This window comes from Streptosporangium sp. DT93 (assembly GCF_049844535.1).
Lineage (GTDB): Bacteria > Actinomycetota > Actinomycetes > Streptosporangiales > Streptosporangiaceae > Streptosporangium.
On sequence record NZ_JBNCLF010000012.1, the window covers coordinates 196,915 to 214,759 of the forward strand.

Annotated in this window: 14 protein-coding genes; 12 read left to right on the forward strand and 2 right to left on the reverse strand. The window is 73.1% G+C overall.

All coding sequences use genetic code 11. The annotated features are described in order from the left end of the window. The first annotated feature begins 11 nt into the window (after positions 1-11). The 9 genes from murG (at position 12) to ACLQ2R_RS25005 (ending at position 9,883) form a co-directional block, all read left to right on the forward strand. Positions 12-1,106: an undecaprenyldiphospho-muramoylpentapeptide beta-N-acetylglucosaminyltransferase gene (gene murG / locus ACLQ2R_RS24965; protein ID WP_425962968.1), complete on the forward strand. Its 1,095-nt coding sequence runs from the start codon at positions 12-14 to the stop codon at positions 1,104-1,106. Then, the gene (gene murC / locus ACLQ2R_RS24970; RefSeq protein WP_425962969.1) at positions 1,103-2,512 is read left to right on the forward strand and encodes a UDP-N-acetylmuramate--L-alanine ligase; all 1,410 of its coding nucleotides are present in this window, start codon (positions 1,103-1,105) and stop codon (positions 2,510-2,512) included. The genes murG and murC overlap by 4 nt, the downstream gene beginning before the upstream one ends. Before the next feature lie 52 nt (positions 2,513-2,564). Beyond that, entirely contained in the window at positions 2,565-3,233 is a 669-nt protein-coding gene (locus tag ACLQ2R_RS24975; protein WP_425962970.1) for a cell division protein FtsQ/DivIB, read from the forward strand. 225 nt (positions 3,234-3,458) lie between these two features. Then, positions 3,459-4,871, forward strand: coding sequence for a cell division protein FtsZ (ftsZ, locus tag ACLQ2R_RS24980; protein WP_425962971.1), 1,413 nt, complete (start codon positions 3,459-3,461; stop codon positions 4,869-4,871). 133 nt (positions 4,872-5,004) lie between these two features. After that, positions 5,005-5,709, forward strand: a complete 705-nt coding sequence (locus ACLQ2R_RS24985; protein ID WP_425962972.1) for a YggS family pyridoxal phosphate-dependent enzyme — start codon at positions 5,005-5,007, stop codon at positions 5,707-5,709. Between the two features lie 118 nt (positions 5,710-5,827). Beyond that, on the forward strand, positions 5,828-6,331 hold the full coding sequence (locus ACLQ2R_RS24990; RefSeq protein ID WP_344904613.1) for a cell division protein SepF: 504 nt from the start codon (positions 5,828-5,830) through the stop codon (positions 6,329-6,331). Positions 6,332-6,413: 82 nt separating this feature from the next. After that, the gene (locus tag ACLQ2R_RS24995) at positions 6,414-6,701 is read left to right on the forward strand and encodes a YggT family protein (protein ID WP_425962973.1); all 288 of its coding nucleotides are present in this window, start codon (positions 6,414-6,416) and stop codon (positions 6,699-6,701) included. Between the two features lie 49 nt (positions 6,702-6,750). Then, positions 6,751-7,608, forward strand: coding sequence for a DivIVA domain-containing protein (locus ACLQ2R_RS25000; RefSeq protein ID WP_386232914.1), 858 nt, complete (start codon positions 6,751-6,753; stop codon positions 7,606-7,608). A gap of 43 nt (positions 7,609-7,651) precedes the next feature. Beyond that, a complete protein-coding gene (locus tag ACLQ2R_RS25005) occupies positions 7,652-9,883 on the forward strand; it encodes a hypothetical protein (RefSeq protein ID WP_425962975.1) in 2,232 nt (743 codons plus the stop codon). Positions 9,884-9,934: 51 nt separating this feature from the next. On the opposite strand, the gene ileS is transcribed toward ACLQ2R_RS25005, so the two are convergent. After that, positions 9,935-13,141, reverse strand: coding sequence for an isoleucine--tRNA ligase (ileS, locus tag ACLQ2R_RS25010; RefSeq protein WP_425962976.1), 3,207 nt, complete (start codon positions 13,139-13,141; stop codon positions 9,935-9,937). 502 nt (positions 13,142-13,643) lie between these two features. Here ileS and ACLQ2R_RS25015 point away from each other — a divergent pair. From ACLQ2R_RS25015 to ACLQ2R_RS25025, 3 genes are all read left to right on the forward strand, one after another. Beyond that, positions 13,644-14,063, forward strand: coding sequence for a TraR/DksA family transcriptional regulator (locus tag ACLQ2R_RS25015; protein WP_425962977.1), 420 nt, complete (start codon positions 13,644-13,646; stop codon positions 14,061-14,063). A 95-nt stretch (positions 14,064-14,158) separates the two neighbouring features. After that, positions 14,159-14,878 (forward strand): signal peptidase II, encoded by a 720-nt coding sequence (locus ACLQ2R_RS25020; RefSeq protein ID WP_425962978.1) that lies wholly within the window; start codon positions 14,159-14,161, stop codon positions 14,876-14,878. Next, positions 14,871-15,800, forward strand: coding sequence for an RluA family pseudouridine synthase (locus ACLQ2R_RS25025; RefSeq protein ID WP_386232926.1), 930 nt, complete (start codon positions 14,871-14,873; stop codon positions 15,798-15,800). The genes ACLQ2R_RS25020 and ACLQ2R_RS25025 overlap by 8 nt, the downstream gene beginning before the upstream one ends. An 82-nt stretch (positions 15,801-15,882) precedes the next feature. Here ACLQ2R_RS25025 and ACLQ2R_RS25030 read toward each other — a convergent pair whose 3' ends face one another. Continuing rightward, complete coding sequence (locus tag ACLQ2R_RS25030) at positions 15,883-17,658, reverse strand: protein kinase domain-containing protein (protein WP_425962979.1); 1,776 nt, start codon at positions 17,656-17,658, stop codon at positions 15,883-15,885. Positions 17,659-17,845: the final 187 nt, after the last annotated feature.

The window sequence follows — 17,845 nt, forward strand, 5'->3', positions numbered from 1 at the left end:
AAAGGACCGAAATGAGGGTGGTCCTCGCCGGTGGCGGGACGGCCGGTCACATCGAACCGGCACTGGCCCTGGCCGACGCGCTGCGCAGACTCGACCCCGACATCGCCATCACCTGCCTCGGCACCGAGCGCGGCCTGGAGACCCGGCTGGTGCCGGACCGGGGATACGCGCTGGAGCTGGTCCCCGCGGTGCCGCTGCCGCGTTCGCTGACCCCCAGCCTGCTGAGCGTGCCGGGCCGCCTGGCGGGCGCGGTCGGCGCGGCCGCGTCCATCATGGAACGTTTCGGAGCCGACGTGCTGGTCGGCTTCGGCGGCTACGTGGCGACCCCCGCCTACCTCGGGGCGCGCCGCCGCGGCGTGCCGATCGTGGTGCACGAGGCCAACCCGCGTCCCGGCCTGGCCAACCGGCTGGGCGCGCGCCTCACCGAGCACGTCTTCACCGGCCACCCCGACACCCCGCTGAGCGGCGCCGAGTACGTCGGCATCCCGCTGCGCCGCCAGATCGCCGACCTGGACCGCATCTCCATGGGCGACAAGGCGCGCTCCTGGTTCGGCCTGGAGGCCGACCTGCCCACCCTGCTGGTCACCGGCGGCTCCCAGGGGGCGCGCTCGCTCAACCAGGCCGCGCTGGCCGCCGCCCCGGCGCTGCGCCGCGCCGGCGTGCAGGTGCTGCACGTCATCGGCCCCAGGAACACGCTGGAGTACGAGCCGCCGCCCGGCGACCCGCAGTACGTCGTGCTGCAGTACGTCGACCGGATGGACCTGGCCTACGCCGCCGCCGACGTGGCCCTGTGCCGCGCCGGCGCCATGACCTGCGCGGAGATGACGGCCGTGGGCCTGCCGGCCGTGTACGTCCCGCTGCCGCACGGCAACGGCGAGCAGCGGCTCAACGCCGCGCCGATCGTGCACGGCGGCGGCGGCCTGATGGTCGACGACGCCGAGCTGTCGCCGGAGTGGATCCTGAACAACGTGCTGCCCGTCCTGTCCGATCCCGAGCGGGTCGTCGCCATGTCGGAGGCGGCCTCCAGGATGGGCAGGAAGGACGCCGACACGACGCTGGCGCACCGGGTGCTGCGCGTCGCGCGAGGGGGAGTGAGCGGCCGATGAGCCTGGTCAAGCTGGTGGATCCGGTCGCGGCGGGCGATCTGGGACGGGTCCACTTCATCGGGATCGGCGGTTCCGGGATGTCCGGGATCGCGCGCATCCTGCTCAAGCGCGGCGTTCCGGTCTCCGGCAGCGACGCGCGCGGTTCCGAGATGGTGACCGAGCTGCGGGAGCTGGGGGCCAGGATCCACATCGGCCACGCCGCCTCGCACGTCAGGCAGGTCGACACCGTCGTGGTCTCCACCGCGATCCGCGACTCCAACCCCGAGCTGGGCGAGGCGCTCCGCCAGGGCCTGCGGGTCATCCCCAGGGCCGCGGCGCTCGCCTCGGTCATGGCGGGCAGGACCGGGGTGGCGCTGGCCGGCACCCACGGCAAGACCACCACCACCTCGATGCTCACCGTCGCCCTGCAGAAGTGCGGCGCCGACCCCTCGTACTGCGTGGGCGGGCAGCTCGTGACGACGGGGCTGGGCGCCGACGAGGGCTCGGGCGGGGTGTTCGTCGCCGAGGCCGACGAGAGCGACGGCTCGTTCCTGATGCTGGCCCCCGACATCGCGGTGGTGACGAACGTCGAGCCCGACCACCTGGACAACTACGGCGACCCGCGGGCGGTCCACGACAGCTTCGCCCGGTTCGTCGAGCGCGTCGCCACCACGATGGTGCTGTGCGCCGACGACCCCGGCTCGGCCGCGCTGATCCCGATCGCCCGCGCCCGCGGGCTGAAGGTGATCACGTACGGGGAGGCGGAGGACGCCGACCTGAGGGTGGGCGACATCGCGCCCGAGGGGCTGGGCCTGACCTTCACGCTGCGCGGTCACGGTGAGGTCAGGCTCGCCGTGCCCGGCCGCCACAACGCGCTCAACGCCGCCTCCGCCATCGCGGTGGCCGGGGAGCTGGGCGTCTCCTTCGGGGAGATCCGCGACGGCCTGGCGCTCTTCACCGGTGCCAAGCGCCGCTTCGAGGCCAAGGGCGAGGCCGGCGGGGTGGCGGTCTTCGACAGCTACGCCCACCACCCGACCGAGCTCGCCGCCGACCTGCGCGCGGCCAGGGACGTGGTCGCGTCCTTCTCCTCCGGCGAGGGCAGGGTCATCGCGGTCTTCCAGCCGCACCTGTACTCGCGCACCCGGTTCTTCGCCGACGAGTTCGGGGTCGCGCTCGGCCTGGCCGACGAGGCCATCGTGCTGGACGTCTACGGCGCCCGCGAGGATCCCGAGCCGGGGGTGTCGGGGGCGCTGGTGGCGGGCAAGGTGGCGCTGCCCGCCGAGCGGGTGGCCTACGCCCCCGACCGCGACGGGGTGCCCGCCCTGGTCGCGGCCCGTGCCCGGCCCGGCGACATCGTCCTGACCATGGGCGCCGGCGACGTGACCGAGCTCGGGCCCAGGATCGTGAAGGAGCTGGCCGCGCGGTGACGCGCGCCGGACGGGCTCCGTCCACCGCGCGGGTGGCGGTGACGGGCGGGTGATGGGCAGGGTGGGGAGGCCGGCGGGCCTGCTCCTGCTGACCGTGGCCGTGGTGGGCATCGCCGCCTGGCTGGTCTTCTTCTCCCCGGTGCTGGGCGTGCGGGAGATCCAGGTCGTGGGCAACGCGGGCCTGTCGGCCGAGCAGGTACGGCAGACGGCGCGGGTCGCCGGCGGCGTGCCACTGGCCACGGTCGACGTGGCCCAGGTCAGGGCCAGGATCGGCGCCATCCCGCGGGTCGAGTCGGTGAAGGTCAGCCGTACCTGGCCGGACACGCTGCGGGTGGAGATCGTCGAGCGCGAGCCGGTGGCGACGGTGCCGTCCGCGGGGCGGTCCGCGCTGATGGACCGGCACGGCGTGGTCGTCGAGGTCAGGGACGTCGCCCCGCCGGTCCTGCCCGTGCTGCGGGTGTCGCGGCCCGGCCCCCGGGACCCGGCGACGACGGCGGCGCTCGGCGTCATCGTCGCACTGCCGGGCGACCTGGCCCGCAGGGTCGCGGAGGTGCTCGCCCCCTCGGCCGAGACGGTCTCGCTCCGCCTCAAGGACGGCCGCGAGGTCGTCTGGGGCGGCGGCGACCGGCCCGCGGAGAAGGCGAAGATCCTTGTTACGCTGCTCGAACGCCGGGCCGACAGCTATGACGTCAGTTCGCCTGACGTGGTGATCGTCAAGTGATCTCATCGGAGGGCGGGCCTCCCCGGAAAAGGGTGGCCCGCGACACGCTTGGCGCGCTTGCGGCGCGGTTAGTTGACCCGCCAGGAGCGCAACTCCTACTGTCCGTATCACTCCTCAGGTTGACATAAAGCTAAATCTCAACTTGAGGGTGAGGGTTTCGAAAACGACGGCACGGGCCCCGTGCCGCATGAAATTGCACATCAACGAGCGGAAAGGCCCCTCGTCGTGGCAGCACCGCAGAACTACCTCGCGGTCATCAAGGTTGTAGGAATCGGCGGAGGCGGAGTCAACGCCGTCAACCGGATGATCGAGGAGGGACTCAAGGGCGTCGAGTTCATCGCCATCAACACCGACGCCCAGGCGCTGCTGATGAGTGACGCCGACGTCAAGCTCGACGTCGGCCGCGAGCTCACCCGCGGCCTCGGCGCGGGCGCCAACCCCGAGGTCGGCCGCAAGGCGGCCGAGGACCACCGCGAGGAGATCGAGGAGGTCCTCAAGGGCGCCGACATGGTCTTCGTCACCGCGGGTGAGGGCGGCGGCACCGGCACGGGCGGCGCGCCGGTGGTGGCCAACATCGCCCGCACGCTGGGCGCGCTGACCATCGGCGTGGTGACCCGGCCCTTCAGCTTCGAGGGCCGTCGCAGGGCGATGCAGGCCGACGCCGGCATCGAGACCCTCCGCGAGGAGGTCGACACCCTCATCGTCATCCCGAACGACCGGCTGCTGTCGATCTCCGACCGGCAGGTGAGCGTGCTGGACGCCTTCAAGGCGGCCGACCAGGTGCTGCTCTCCGGTGTCCAGGGCATCACCGACCTGATCACCACTCCGGGTCTGATCAACCTCGACTTCGCCGACGTGAAGTCCGTCATGTCCGGGGCCGGTTCGGCCCTGATGGGCATCGGCCACGCGCGCGGCGACGACCGCTCGGTCGCCGCGGCCGAGATGGCCGTCTCCAGCCCGCTGCTGGAGGCCAGCATCGACGGCGCGCACGGCGTGCTGCTCTCCATCGCCGGCGGCTCCGACCTGGGCCTGTTCGAGATCAACGAGGCGGCCCAGCTCGTCTCCACCGCCGCGGCGCCGGACGCCAACATCATCTTCGGTACGGTCATCGACGACGCCCTCGGCGACGAGGTGCGCGTCACCGTGATCGCGGCCGGGTTCGACGAGCCCGAGCCCGCGCCCAAGCCGGCCGTGCAGCCGGCCGCGCGCCCCCAGCAGGCCGCGCGTCCCGCCCCGGCTGCCGCCGCCCCGGTCCGCCCGCTGGCGCCCACGGTCAAGAACGAGCCGCGGCAGGAGTTCAGGCACGAGCCCCGTCACGAGCCCCGTCACGAGGCCAGGCCCGAGCCCAGGGTGGAGCACGCCCCGTCCCCGTCGGTGCGGCCGGTCGCCGCCCCGCACGCGGAGCAGGCCTCCCACCAGCAGTCGCACCCGCTCCAGCAGCCGTCCCCCTCCGAGGAGGGCGGCGAGCAGCACCGCGCGGAGGAGCCGCACACCCCGCCGCTGTCCATCCCGCGCCCGGCTCCCGAGCCGTCCCAGCCCACGCCGATCTCCGCGCGGGTCCCGGACCCGGCCCGGCGCAGGCCGGTGATCTTCGAGGAGCAGGAGGAGGAGCTGGACGTCCCCGACTTCCTCAAGTGAGATCGGTCACCACGGGCGACGACCGTCCGGCCGTGCCGCCGGTCGCGCCGGCGACGGCGGGAACGACGACGGTGACGGCAGGGGCGGTGGCGCCGGCGACCGTACCGGCCGGCCGGGGCCGAGCGGCGGAGATGTGACGGAGACGACACGACGTGACGAGATCGCGGCCGGCCTGGCCAGGGTCGAGGCGGAGATCGCCGAGGCCTGCCGGGCGGCCGGACGCCACCGCGAGGAGCTGACGCTCGTCGCGGTGAGCAAGACCTACCCCGCCTCCGACGTACGGCTGCTGGCCGGGCTCGGGATCACCGACGTGGGGGAGAACCGCGACCAGGAGGCCTCGGCCAAGGCGCGCGACTGCGCGGTCCTCGACCTGCGCTGGCACTTCATCGGCCAGTTGCAGACCAACAAGGCCCGCTCGGTGGTCGGCTACGCCGACGTCGTCCACTCGGTCGACCGGCCGCGCCTGGTCACCGCGCTCAGCCGGGAGGCGCTCGCGGCGGGACGCCACGTCACCTGCCTGGTGCAGGTGGCCCTGGACGGCGACCCGGCCAGGGGCGGCGCGCGGCCCGAGGAGGTCGAGGCGCTGGCGGACGCCGTGGCCGGCGCCGAAGGGCTCGCGCTCGGCGGGGTCATGGCGGTCGCGCCCCTGGGGGAGGAGCCGGGCAGGGCGTTCGCCCGGCTGCGGGAGATCGCGCGCTCCGTCCGCGACGCCCACCCCGAGGCCGGTGTCGTTTCGGCCGGAATGAGCGGGGACCTGTCCCAGGCGATCGCCAACGGCGCGACACACCTGCGTGTTGGTACGGCGTTGCTCGGTCGCAGGAAGCCCTTCGTCAGGTAATGTCCCTTCAAGTGGACCTTGGCATCCACGTATCCGGACAGCGGTCGAACGGTGGTGAGCTCAAGGCGGTCGGCCGGCCCCTCGGGCGCATCGAGGCAAGACGGAGGAAGAAGTAGCGATGGCCGGCGCGATGCGCAAGATGGCGGTCTACCTCGGTCTTGTTGAGGACGACCGCTACGAGAGATACGACAGCTACCCCGACGACGAGTACGAGGAGTTCGACGACACGCGCCGCGAGGGCGACGAGCGTCCTGGCACGGTCCACGACCTGCCGGACGACACCGACCCGGCCGTGCCCGCCGTCAGGCCCGCGACGGCCGTCCTGGAGCGCCGCACGACCGACCTGGCGCGCATCACGACCCTCCACCCGCGCACGTACAACGAGGCGCGGACCATCGGGGAGCACTTCCGGGACGGAACGCCGGTCATCATGAATCTGACCGAGATGGTTGACAGTGACGCAAAACGCCTTGTTGATTTCGCGGCAGGTCTGGTCTTCGGCCTACATGGCAGCATTGAACGTGTTACCAACAAGGTGTTCCTGTTGTCCCCAGCCAATGTCGAGGTGACCGCCGAGGACAAGGCCCGAATCGCGGAACGCGGATTCTTCAACCAGAGCTAGAGTTCCATCATGAACAGTGACCGGCCCGACGTGTCCCGACGGGGCAGGGGACGGCGGAGCGAAGTGGGGGCGGGGACGGACCGTGGAGATCGTTGGCGGGGTCTTGGTCTTTGTCCTGTCCATCTACCTCGTTCTGCTGATCGGCAGAATGATCTTGGAGACGGTGCAGGCGTTCGCGCGCCAGTGGCGCCCCACCGGCATCGTCCTGGTGCTGGCGGAGCTCGTATACACGGTGACCGACCCACCTCTCAAGTTCCTCCGCCGTTTCATTCCACCACTCCGGTTGGGTACGGTGGCCTTTGACCTAAGCTTCACCTTGCTGTTCATCTTGGTCGTGGTCTTGATCCAACTCGTGTCCGCGCGTCTTTGATCGGGTACCTTCCCCCCGGACAGACTCCAAGCGCGCCAAGGAGACCGAAATGCCGTTGACGCCCGCCGACGTGCGGAACAAGCAGTTCAGTACGACCCGCCTCAGGCCGGGTTACGACGAGGAAGAGGTGGACGCCTTCCTCGACGAGGTCGAGTCCGAGTTGGACCGTCTCATCCAGGAGAACGAGGAGCTCCGCGCCAAGCTGGCGGAGTGCCTGCGCGGCAAGGTGCCCGGCGGCATGGGGATGGCCATGGCGCCGGCCCCCATCGCCGAGCCCAAGCCCGAGATGATGATGCAGCAGCCCGAGCCGATGCGCGCGCCCGAGCCGGTGCAGCACCAGCAGCCCGTCCCGGTCAACATGGGGATGCCCCCGGCCGAGGACAACATGGACACCGCCGCGCGCGTGCTCGCGCTCGCGCAGCAGACCGCCGACCAGGCCATCGCGGACGCCCGCCGGGAGGCGGACGAGACCGTGACCCGCGCGCGCCGCGAGGCCGACGACATCCTCGGCAAGGCGCGCCGCCAGGCCGAGCAGGTCATCGGCGACGCCCGTGCCCGCGCCGAGACGCTGGAGCGCGACGCGCAGGAGCGCCACCGCCAGGCCATGGGCTCGCTGGTGCAGACCCGCGACGAGCTGGAGCGCAAGGTCGAGGAGCTGCGCAGCTTCGAGCGTGAGTACCGCAGCCGCCTGAAGCTGTACCTGGAGAACCAGCTCTCCGAGCTGAACGTGGCGGCCGAGGGCAGCGGCGGGTTCCCGATCGTGAGCGGGCCCCCGGCCATGTCCCACGCGGTGGCCCCCGGCGGTCAGCCGACCCTGCAGGGCGCGCCCAACCCGTTCGGCGGCGACCCGTCACAGCATTCGGGTGCCTTCCAGGGCGTTGACGGTCCTCACAACGACCGCCGCTAAGGTGTCGGGTCATTCCTCTTGACCCGCATCCGGGAGTCTCTCTGTGATCCTCATCAGCGCCGGTCTGGTACTCACGGCCATCATCCTGCTCATAGCGGGGTTCGTGATGGCCGAGCTGTACCTGGTCGTATGGTCGATCGCGGTCAGCATGCTGTCCGCCGTCTTCCTGGTGATCGGGGCGTTGTTGCGCCGCCACGAGTTGTTCCCCGGTGGACGCGCCGGGGCCTCCAAGCCCTCTGACCCGCAGGGACCGATGCCGGCCGGGCCGATGCCCGTACCGCACGGCATGCCGGGTCAGCCCCCCACGGCGCCGCACCTGGCGACGCAGCACCTCGCGGCGCAGCACGGAATGCGACCGCAGGCGCCCGGCGTCCCGGGCCGGCCGCACAGCGGCCCGGTGACAGGGCCGCCCGCAGGGGCCACGGGGCCGCTCACGGGACCGCGCACGGGGCCGGCCACCGCCGCGACGGCGCGGCGAGGCGCCCTGGCGGCCGACGCGATCGTCCTGGTCGTCCCGGGACGCAAGCGCTACCACGTCGCGGGATGCCGCCAGCTCGCCGGCAGGGAGCACGAGGAGCTCACCCACGAGGAGGCGCGCGAGGAGGGCTTCACGCCCTGCACCACGTGCCTGCCCGACCCGGTCGCCGGGACGCGGCCGCAGGACGGCCCCTCAGGGACGCGAGAGCCCTCCGGTACGCAGAACGCCTCCCACGAGTCCGGCCGCGCCGAGAGCCCGCGTGAGCCCGCCTCCGCGAGCCCGCACGAGCCCGCCTCCCGCGAGACCACCACACGCTTCGCCTCCCCGTACGGATCGGCCACGCCGTCCGCGGGGCGGGCTCCCACCGGGCAGGCGCCCGCCGGGTCCCCGAAGGCCGCCGAGGCGCCCTCGAAGGCCGGTGCGACCCGGGAGACGTCAGCGGCCCGTGAGACCGCGGTGTTCCCCCAGACGGGGACGCGTCCCCCGCAGGATCCCTCCTCGGTCCGGCCTTACGTCCACCCCTCGGAGCCGCAGGGGCCGCAGGAGCAGGGGCGGCAGGAGCAGGGGCCGCAGGGTCGGCAGGGGCAGGGATCGCAGGGGTCGCGGGGAACGTCCTCCTCGCCCCAGGGAAGGCAGCCGGAGGCCGCGAGGACCGCGTCCCCGGCCGTGGAGGCGCCCACTCCCGCGCTGCCGATCCGGCTGCCGAAGATCCCCGAGATCCCGCACGCCGAGTCCGAGGCGACCAGCTGGTTCACCCGCGACACGGTCACCCGGACGCCCGAGCCCGAGCCCGAGGTGCCGGCCGAGTCCAAGGGCCAGGCCGAGCCAAAGGGCCAGGCTGAGCCCGAGGGGCCGGCCGCGTCCGGGAGCCAGGAAGAGCCCAGGGCGCAGGTCGAGCCCAGGAGTCCGGCCGCGTCCGGGAGCCGGGCTGGGACCACGACGCCCACGACGCGGGTCGAGCCCGAAGGCGGAGCCGAGCCGAAGGGCCCGGCCGAGCCGAAGGGCCCGGCCGAGCCGGAGACGCGGGTCCGGTCCCCCCGGCCCTCCGAGGCCGAGCCCGTCGCTCCCGGTGGCGATGTCCCGGTGAAGTCCGGCGACGACGCCGACGGCGAGGCCACGCCCGCGAAGCGCGAGGTCTCACGTTCGGAAACGGCCGATCGGGGCTTCTCCACCGCCGAAGAGTCCACCACGCCGTCCGCGACCGAGAAGTCCGAGACCGAGAGGTCAGGGACCGAGAAGTCCGAGATCGGGACCGACGGGACGACGGCACCCGAAACCGCAGGAACAGGGACGTCCAGGACCGTGACCTCCGAGGACGGGACGGCCGGGTCCAAGGCGTCCCCGTCCAAGGTGTCCGAGGGGACCGAGTCCAAGGCGGCCCAACCCGAGGCGGCCCAGTCCAAGGTGTCCGAGGCGGTCCAGTCCGAGGCGGCCGAGCCCAAGGTGTCCGAGGCGGCCGAGACCGGGGGGTCTCGCGGTACGGCGTCCGAGGGGGCGGTGTCCGGGGGCGCGACCTCACCCGGGGGTGACGGCGGCTTCTCCGATCGGGACGATGACGACACCTCTCCCGGCGGCATCCCCGCGATCAAGGACGAGTCGCCCTCCGCCGAGCCGAACGAGACGGCGGCCGACGACGCCACCGTCAGGGTCATCGTCGGCACCCGCCGCTTCCACGCCCCGGCCTGCCCCCTGGTCAAGGGCGTGGGTGACGGTGGCGTGGAGTCCATGACGCTCACCGAGGCCGAGAAGGCCGGGCTGAGCGGCTGCCCGGTCTGCGTGACCGACAGCGGGTCCTGAGCGGCCCGTCCCCCGCCCGGTCGACCGGGCGGGGGACGGACCGGGAGCCGCTCAGGAGGTGACGCGGCGGAGCCGGAAGGTCAGGCCCAGTTCGGCGTCGCGGTGGACGGGGAGATCCTCGGGGGCGCCCGCAGTGCCCGCAGTATCCTCGCCGCCCTCGCCGTCCCCGGCTCCCTTGGCGACCTCGGTGAGCGAGACGGCCAGCACCTCGGCGGCCACGATCCGGCCCTCGGCCCGCAGGGCCTCGGCCAGGTCGGTGTCGTCGGTGGACCACCACACGTCGATCCGGTCGGAGATCGCCAGGCCGGTGGACTTGCGGGTGTCCTGGAGCAGGCGGACGACGTCGCGGATCAGGCCGGAACGGCGCAGCTCGTCGGTGATGGTCAGGTCCAGGGCGACCGTCTCCCCGGCGCCGCTCTCCACCGCCCAGCCGGACCTCGGCTGCTCGGTGACGATCACGTCCTCGGGGCCGAGCTCCACCACGCCCAGCTCGCCCGTCTCGACCGCGACCGGCGCGCCGGTACGGAGCGCGGCGGCCAGCCAGGCGGGTTCGGCGGCGGTGACGGCCGCGGCGACCAGCTTGGTCTGCGAGCCGAACCGCTTGCCCAGCGCCCGGAAGTTGGGCTTGATCGTGAAGGACACCAGGTCGGCGCCGATCCCGGACAGGTCCTCCAGGCCCTTCACGTTGAGCTCGTCGGCGATCAGCTCGCGCAGCTCCCCGGGCAGTGCGGCCCAGCCCGGCGCGCCGACCAGGGCGCGGCCGAGCGGCTGGCGGGTCTTGACCCCGCTGGAGGCGCGGGCCGAGCGGCCCAGCTCGACCAGGCGGCGGACCAGCGCCATCCGCTCCGACAGCTCCGCGTCCAGCAGCGCGTCGTTCACCTCGGGCCAGGTGGCCAGGTGGACCGAGGCCGGGGAGTCGGTGTCGCGGAGCACGTCCCAGACGTAGTCGGTGGTGAAGGGCACCACCGGCGCCATCAGCCGCGTGACGGTCTCCAGGCACTCGTACAGCGTGGCGAACGCGGCGGTGTCCCCGGCCCAGAAGCGGCGGCGGGAGCGCCGCACGTACCAGTTGGACAGGTCGTCGAGGAACTCCGCGAGGCGGCGCCCCACCCGGGCGGTGTCGAAGACGTCCATCGACGCGGTGACCTCGGCCACCGTCCGGTGCAGCTCGGCCAGGGCCCAGCGGTCGATCAGCGGGCGCTCCGCGGCCGCGGGCGCCTCGGCGAGCCGCGCCGGCGACCAGGCCTCGGCGTTGGCGTACAGGGTGAAGAAGGAGGCGGTGTTCCAGTACGTGAGCAGGACCTTGCGGACGATCTCCTCCAGGGGGCCGTGCCCGACCCTGCGGGCGGCCCAGGGGGAGCCCGAGCAGGCCATGTACCAGCGCAGCGCGTCGGCGCCGTGCCGGTCCATCAGCGGCATCGGCTGGAGCACGTTGCCCAGGTGCTTGCTCATCTTGCGGCCGTCCTCGGCCAGGATCAGGCCCAGGCAGAGCACGTTCTCGTACGAGGACCTGTCGAAGACCAGCGTGCCGACCGCCATCAGCGAGTAGAACCAGCCGCGGGTCTGGTCGGTGGCCTCGCAGATGAACTGCGCCGGGTAGGCCTTGTCCAGCATCTCCGCGTTGCGGTACGGCGCGCCCCACTGCGCGAACGGCATCGAGCCGGAGTCGTACCAGGCGTCGATCACGTCCGGCACCCGGCGCGCCTCGTTCCCGCAGGTGGGGCAGGGCAGCGTGACGTCGTCCACGTACGGGCGGTGCGGGTCGAGCGCGGAGACGTCCTGGCCGGACAACCGGCCCAGCTCCTCCAGCGAGCCGACGCAGGTGATGTGCGACTCGTCGGCGGTGCAGACCCACAACGGCAGCGGGGTGCCCCAGTAGCGCGAGCGCGACAGCGACCAGTCGACGTTGTTGCGCAGCCACTCGCCGAAGCGGCCCCACTTGATCGTCTCGGGGTACCAGGCGGTCTTCTCGTTCTCGGCGAGCATCCGGTCCTTGATCGCGGTGGTGCGGATGTACCAGGCGGGCAGGGCGTAGTAGAGCAGCGCGGTGTGGCAGCGCCAGCAGTGCGGGTAGCTGTGCTCGAAGTGGCCGCCCCGGTGGAGCAGGCCGCGCTCGCGCAGGTCGGCGGTGAGCTCCTCGTCGGCGTCCTTGAAGAACCGGCCGCCGACCTGCGGCACGGTGTCGAGGAAGCGCCCGTCGGGGCCGATCGGGTTGACCACGGGCAGCCCGTAGCGCTTGCAGGTCGTCATGTCGTCGGCGCCGAAGGCCGGGGCCTGGTGGACCAGGCCGGTGCCGTCCTCGGTGGTGACGTAGTAGCCGAGCACCACGTAGTGGGCGCCGGGGATGTCGACCAGGTCGAAGGGGCGCGTGTAGGTGGTGTGCTCCAGCTCGGCGCCGGTGAAGGAGGCCAGCACCTCGGCGCCCTCGCCCAGCGCGGCGGCCAGCAGCGGCTCGGCCACCACCAGGACCTCGTCGGAGCCGGCCGGGCGGGCCGCCACGTAGGTCACGTCGGGGTGCACGGCCACCGCGGTGTTGGAGACCAGCGTCCAGGGCGTGGTGGTCCAGATCAGCAGCGAGGCGCCCAGCTCGGCCAGCGGGCCGGAGGTGGCGGGCATGCGGACGTACACCGAGGGGCTGGTGACGGTCTCGTAGCCGCCCGGCTGACCCAGCTCGTGGTCGGACAGGCCGGTGCCGCAGCGGGGGCAGTACGGGGTGATCCGGAAGTCGCGGAAGAGCAGGTCCTTGTCGAAGATGACCTTGAGCGACCACCAGACGGACTCGACGTAGTCCGGGTCCATCGTGCGGTAGGCCTGGGACAGGTCGATCCAGTAGCCCATCCGCTCGGTCATCTGCTCGAAGGCGTCCACGTGCTTGAGCACCGACTCGCGGCAGCGGTCGTTGAACGCGGCGATGCCGTACTCCTCGATCGCCTTCTTGCCCGACAGGCCGAGCGTCTTCTCGACGGCGACCTCGACGGGCAGGCCGTGGCAGTCCCAGCCGGCCTTGCGGGGAACGCTGTAGCCCCGCATCGACTTGTAGCGGGGGAAGACGTCCTTGAAGACGCGCGCCTCGACGTGGTGGACGCCGGGCATGCCGTTGGCGGTGGGCGGGCCCTCGTAGAAGACCCAGGTGGGGGCGCCCGCGTTCTGCTCGACCGAGCGCTCGAAGATCTTGCCGTCCTGCCAGCGGCCGAGCACCTCGTGCTCGATCGCGGGAAGATCGACCTGCGCGGGAAGGGAGCGGAAATAGGCGGACATGATGGACGGGACCTCCACGCTGGAACGGCTGTGGCGTGGAGGGACGAGGCCGTCGGGCCCCGCGGTACCACCCTCCTTGACCCCTCCGCGCCGCGGAAAGGCCCTCTTCCTTGGGTCTGCTGCCGGTTCTACCGGGCCGCCCGGGACCCCTGTCGGGTCACCGCGGCCGTTCTTCCGGCGGCTCCGGGGTGATCTTCCCACCGCGCCTCGCCCCGGGCTCACACCGTCCCCGGGTCGCTCGTGCGAGGGGATGCGGAGGTGGCTGTCCCCATCAACGCCCTGCAGCTTCACACGATAACGCACCCGCCGGGCACGGGCTTCCCGGTATCGGGGCACGGGCTTTCCCGTATCGGGGGCCGCCGGGCGGAATCAGGGGGAAGCGACCGGATGTTACTGGAGTGGTAAACATCACGGCGGGTCGTTTGCCGTTCTGTTATGGGAGACCTAAGCTGCCCGCACCGTTTACCACATCGGATACGGTCCATCGAACAAGGAGGCCGCCATGGCCGCGACCGTGCGTGCAGACAACAGCGCGGTGGCGTCGTCGAAGGACGGCACCGTCGTCACCTGGTCGGCCGGGGAGCTCGCGGAGGTCCGCGGGCAGCTCGCCGAGGAGGTGCGCGAGCTCACCGAGGAGATCGCCAGGTCCGAGAGCGAGATCGCGTCGAGTGACGTCACGGATGGGGCGGGTGACGACCAGGCGGACGCCGGGGCCCGCACGTATGAACGCGAGCGTGAAATCGCCCTTACCCTGAACTCGCGCGATCTGGTCGCGCAGAACGAGCGAGCGATCGCCCGGATCGACGCGGGGACCTACGGAGTGTGCGAATCGTGCCATCAGCCGATCGGAAAGGAGCGCCTGCAGGCGTTTCCGAGGGCGACGCTCTGCGTGGCCTGCAAGCAGCGGGAGGAGCGCCGCTGACCGGCGACCCCGGAGAGGGCCGCGACACCCGCGACGCCGGTGACACCGCGGGCGGGACGGTTCCGGCCGCCCCGCCCGCGAGGCGGCGGGCCGCGGTGCTCGCGACGATCGTCCCGATCGTCTACCTCCTGGACCTCGCCACCAAGACGCTGGTCCTGAGGACCCTGGAGGGCAGGGAGCCCCTCGTGGTCGTCCCTGGCCTGCTCCAGTTCCGGGTGATCTTCAATTCGGGGGCCGCCTTCGGTCTCGGCACCGGGATGACGATCGTCTTCACCTGCGTGGCCGCGGCCGTCGTGGTGGCGATCCTGCGCACCGCGCGCAACCTGCGCAGCCTGCCCTGGGCGATCACGCTGAGCCTGCTGCTCGGCGGGGCGCTCGGCAACCTCACCGACCGGCTCTTCCGCTTCCCCTCGGGGTTCGGCCCCGGGCGGCCCTCGCCGCTCCAGGGGCACGTGGTCGACTTCGTGGAGACCTTCCCCGGGCACTTCCCGGTCTGGAACGTGGCCGACTCGGCGATCGTCTGCGGCGGGATCCTGGCGGTCCTGCTCGCCTGGCGGGGCTACCAGATCGACGGCACCCGCGACACCGGGACCGGCCGGCAGGCACCGGCCGCGCGGCCCGGCGAGGAGGCACCGGCTCAGGGAACCGGCGAGGAGCCGCCGGCCCCACGGACCGGCGAGGAGCCGCCCGCCTCACGAGACGCGGAGAGGACGCCGCCGGCCAGGACCGGCCAGGAGCCGGCCGCCTCACGGCCCGATGACGAGCCGCCGGCCGCACGGACGGGGCGAGACGCGAAGGAGGGCGACGATGTCTGACCGGCGAAGCCTCCCGGTGCCCGACGGGCTGGAGGGGGAGCGGCTCGACGCCGCCCTGTCGCGCCTGTTCGGCCTCTCCCGCACCCGCGCGGTCGAGCTGATCGTCGCCGGTGAGGTGCTGGTGGACGGCTCGACCGCCTCGAAGTCCGACCGGCTGCACGGGGGGGCGTGGCTGGAGGTGACCCTCCCGCCGCCGCCCAGCGCGCCGATGCCGGTGGCCGAGCCGGTTCCCGGCATGCACATCGTGTACGAGGACGACGACATCGTCGTGGTCAACAAGCCCATCGGCGTGGCCGCCCACCCGACCACCGGCTGGACCGGCCCGACCGTGATCGGCGGCCTGCTCGGAACCGGCCACCGGGTGGCCACCAGCGGCGCGGCCGAACGCCAGGGCATCGTGCACCGGCTGGACGCCAACACCACCGGCGCGATGGTCGTCGCCAAGAGCGAGCACGCCTACTCCCACCTGAAGCGGGCCTTCAAGGAGCGTACGGTCGACAAGCGCTACCACGCGCTGGTGCAGGGCCACCCCGACCCGCACCGGGGCACCGTGGACGCGCCGATCGACCGCCACCCGGTCGGGGACGGCCGCTGGGCGGTCGTGGCCGGAGGCAAGGACTCGGTCACCCACTACGACACGATCGAGGCGTTCCGGGCGGCGTCCCTGCTGGACATCAAGCTGGAGACGGGACGGACCCACCAGATCCGGGTCCACATGTCGGCCCTGCGCCACCCGTGCGTCGGCGACATGCTGTACGGGGCCGACCCGACCCTGGCCGCGCGCCTGGGCGTGAGCCGGCAGTGGCTGCACGCGGTCTCCCTGGCCTTCGAGCACCCCGCCACCGGCGAGTGGGTCTCCTTCACCACCGCCTACCCCGACGACCTGGCGCGCGCACTGGAGGCCGTCGGCGCGGATTCGTAGGCCGCGCCGTCCGGGTCGCCTGCGTCGCCGCGGGCCCGGCCGGACCCCGGACCGGCCGGGATCCGATCCGGTCCGTGGGTCGTTAGACCTTCACCTTTCCGGCCTTGCCCGGCTTCCTCGTCTTCGCGACCCCGGCAGGCTTCGCGCCTCCGGCCGGCTTCGCGACGCCGGGGGCCTTCGCCACCGCGACGGGCCCGGCCGCCGCCTTCCCGGCCTTTCCGGCCTTCCCGGGGCCACCGGGCCCGGCCGCGGCCCTCCCGGCCTTCCCAGGGCCACCGGGGGCGAGGGCCCCGATGCCCGAGGCGGGGTCCACCTGGTCGGGGGAGTCGCCCTGCTGATCGTCGCCGGGGGCGTCGTCCTGGCCGGAGCCGCCCCCGCCCCCGCCCCCGCCGCCGTCACCGCCGTCACCGCCGGAACCGTCGTCCCCGCCGCCCTGGTCCTGCCCCTGGTCCGGCTCGTCGGCGGGGTCCTCGGGGCCCTGCTGGTCGTCCTGGGTCGGTTCCGCCGAGGGCTTCGACGACGGCTCGCCCGTCGGGGTCCGGGGGGACGGCTCGTCCCGGGGGGTGCCCCGGGACGGGCGGGAGGTGTCCTCGCCCCCCGAGGGGTCCTCCCCGGACGGCACCTTGGCCTGCTCGGCCTCGCCCGTCGGCTTCTTCTTGGAGGGCGGCACACTCGCCGAGGTCGTCGGCTCCTTCGAGGGCGTCTCCGCCGAGTTGGTGGCGACCCACACCAGCCCCCCGGAGGTCAGCGCGACGGCCGCGGCCACCGCGGCCGCCCCGAGGAGGACCGGACGCCGCCGGCGGGGAGCGGAGGCCACCGGGGGGGTGGGCCCGGAGGGATCCACCGGGGGCGGCACGGCACCCGCGGTGCCCCAGGGACCCGGGGCACCCGGGGCTCCCGCGACGGTCACCGTCGGTGGTCCGCCCGGCGCGGTGGCGGCCGCCGCGGAGGCGGCGAGGGCGGGCCCGGCGAGCGGTCCGGCGAACGGCTCGGCGGGCGGCTCGACGGGCAGCTCGATGGGCATCGTCGGCTGCGGGGCGGTCCCGTTGACCAGGGCGGTCAGGTGGGCCTGCACCTCTCGTGCGGTCATGCGCTCGGCCGGGTCCTTGCGGAGCAGGCCGAGGATCACCGGGGTGAGCGGGCCGGCGAGCCGCAGCGGCTCGGGCTCCTGGTGCATGACGGCGCTGAGCGTCGCCATCGGGTGGGCGCGCTCGAAGGGGGAGCGTCCCTCGACCGCCACGTGCAGCGTCACGCCGAGCGACCACAGGTCGGAGGCGAAGTCGGCAGGCCCGCCCGCGGCCCGTTCGGGCGCGATGAACGCTGGCGTGCCGATGAGCGAGCCCGTCCTGGTGATCGAGGAGTCGCCCTCCAGCACCGCGATGCCGAAGTCGGTGAGCACGGCCCGGCCGTCCCTGGCCAGCAGTACGTTGTCCGGTTTCACGTCCCGGTGCAGGACGCCCGCGTGGTGGGCGGCGACCAGCGCGCTGAGCACCTCCAGGCCGATCCGCGCCACCCGCATCGGCGGCAGCGGCCCGTCCTCCCTGACGACCGCCCCGAGGGTGCGGGAGTCGACGAGCTGCATGACGATCCAGGGGCGGCCGTCCTCCTCGATCACGTCGTAGACGGTCGCCACCCCCGGGTGCCCGACCCGGCCGGCGGCCCTGGCCTCCCTGAGCGTGCGCACGGTGAAGACCTCGCGCTCGGGGCCGGTGAGATCGGGGGAGGGGATGACCTCCTTGACCGCCACGTCACGGCCGAGGACCTCGTCCCGGGCACGCCAGACCGTTCCCATGCCCCCTCGGCCGATGCGTTCGAGCAGGCGGTAGCGGCCTCCGATGATGCCCTGAGAGTCGGTCATGCGCTGCCGAGTACCCAGGATTTACGTCGGCATTCAGGAAAGTTTACGCAGACCGGAGCACATGCCCCCTTCGCGCGCGTACGTGCCCGCGTGTCCGGTGCCGTGCCCGCGCGCGGGGGCGCCACGGTGCCCTCCCGCCCCGGCGCGGGCGCCGTCTTCCGCGTACGGTTCCGGCGCGGCACCGGCG

Coding starts and splice junctions, on each gene's coding strand:
- murG (WP_425962968.1), top strand. CDS start 12: ATGAGGGTGGTCCTCGCCGGTGGCGGGACGGCCGGTCACATCGAACCG.
- murC (WP_425962969.1), top strand. CDS start 1,103: ATGAGCCTGGTCAAGCTGGTGGATCCGGTCGCGGCGGGCGATCTGGGA.
- ACLQ2R_RS24975 (WP_425962970.1), top strand. CDS start 2,565: ATGGGCAGGGTGGGGAGGCCGGCGGGCCTGCTCCTGCTGACCGTGGCC.
- ACLQ2R_RS24990 (WP_344904613.1), top strand. CDS start 5,828: ATGGCCGGCGCGATGCGCAAGATGGCGGTCTACCTCGGTCTTGTTGAG.
- ACLQ2R_RS25000 (WP_386232914.1), top strand. CDS start 6,751: ATGCCGTTGACGCCCGCCGACGTGCGGAACAAGCAGTTCAGTACGACC.
- ileS (WP_425962976.1), bottom strand. CDS start 13,141: ATGTCCGCCTATTTCCGCTCCCTTCCCGCGCAGGTCGATCTTCCCGCG.
- ACLQ2R_RS25015 (WP_425962977.1), top strand. CDS start 13,644: ATGGCCGCGACCGTGCGTGCAGACAACAGCGCGGTGGCGTCGTCGAAG.
- ACLQ2R_RS25025 (WP_386232926.1), top strand. CDS start 14,871: ATGTCTGACCGGCGAAGCCTCCCGGTGCCCGACGGGCTGGAGGGGGAG.
- ACLQ2R_RS25030 (WP_425962979.1), bottom strand. CDS start 17,658: ATGACCGACTCTCAGGGCATCATCGGAGGCCGCTACCGCCTGCTCGAA.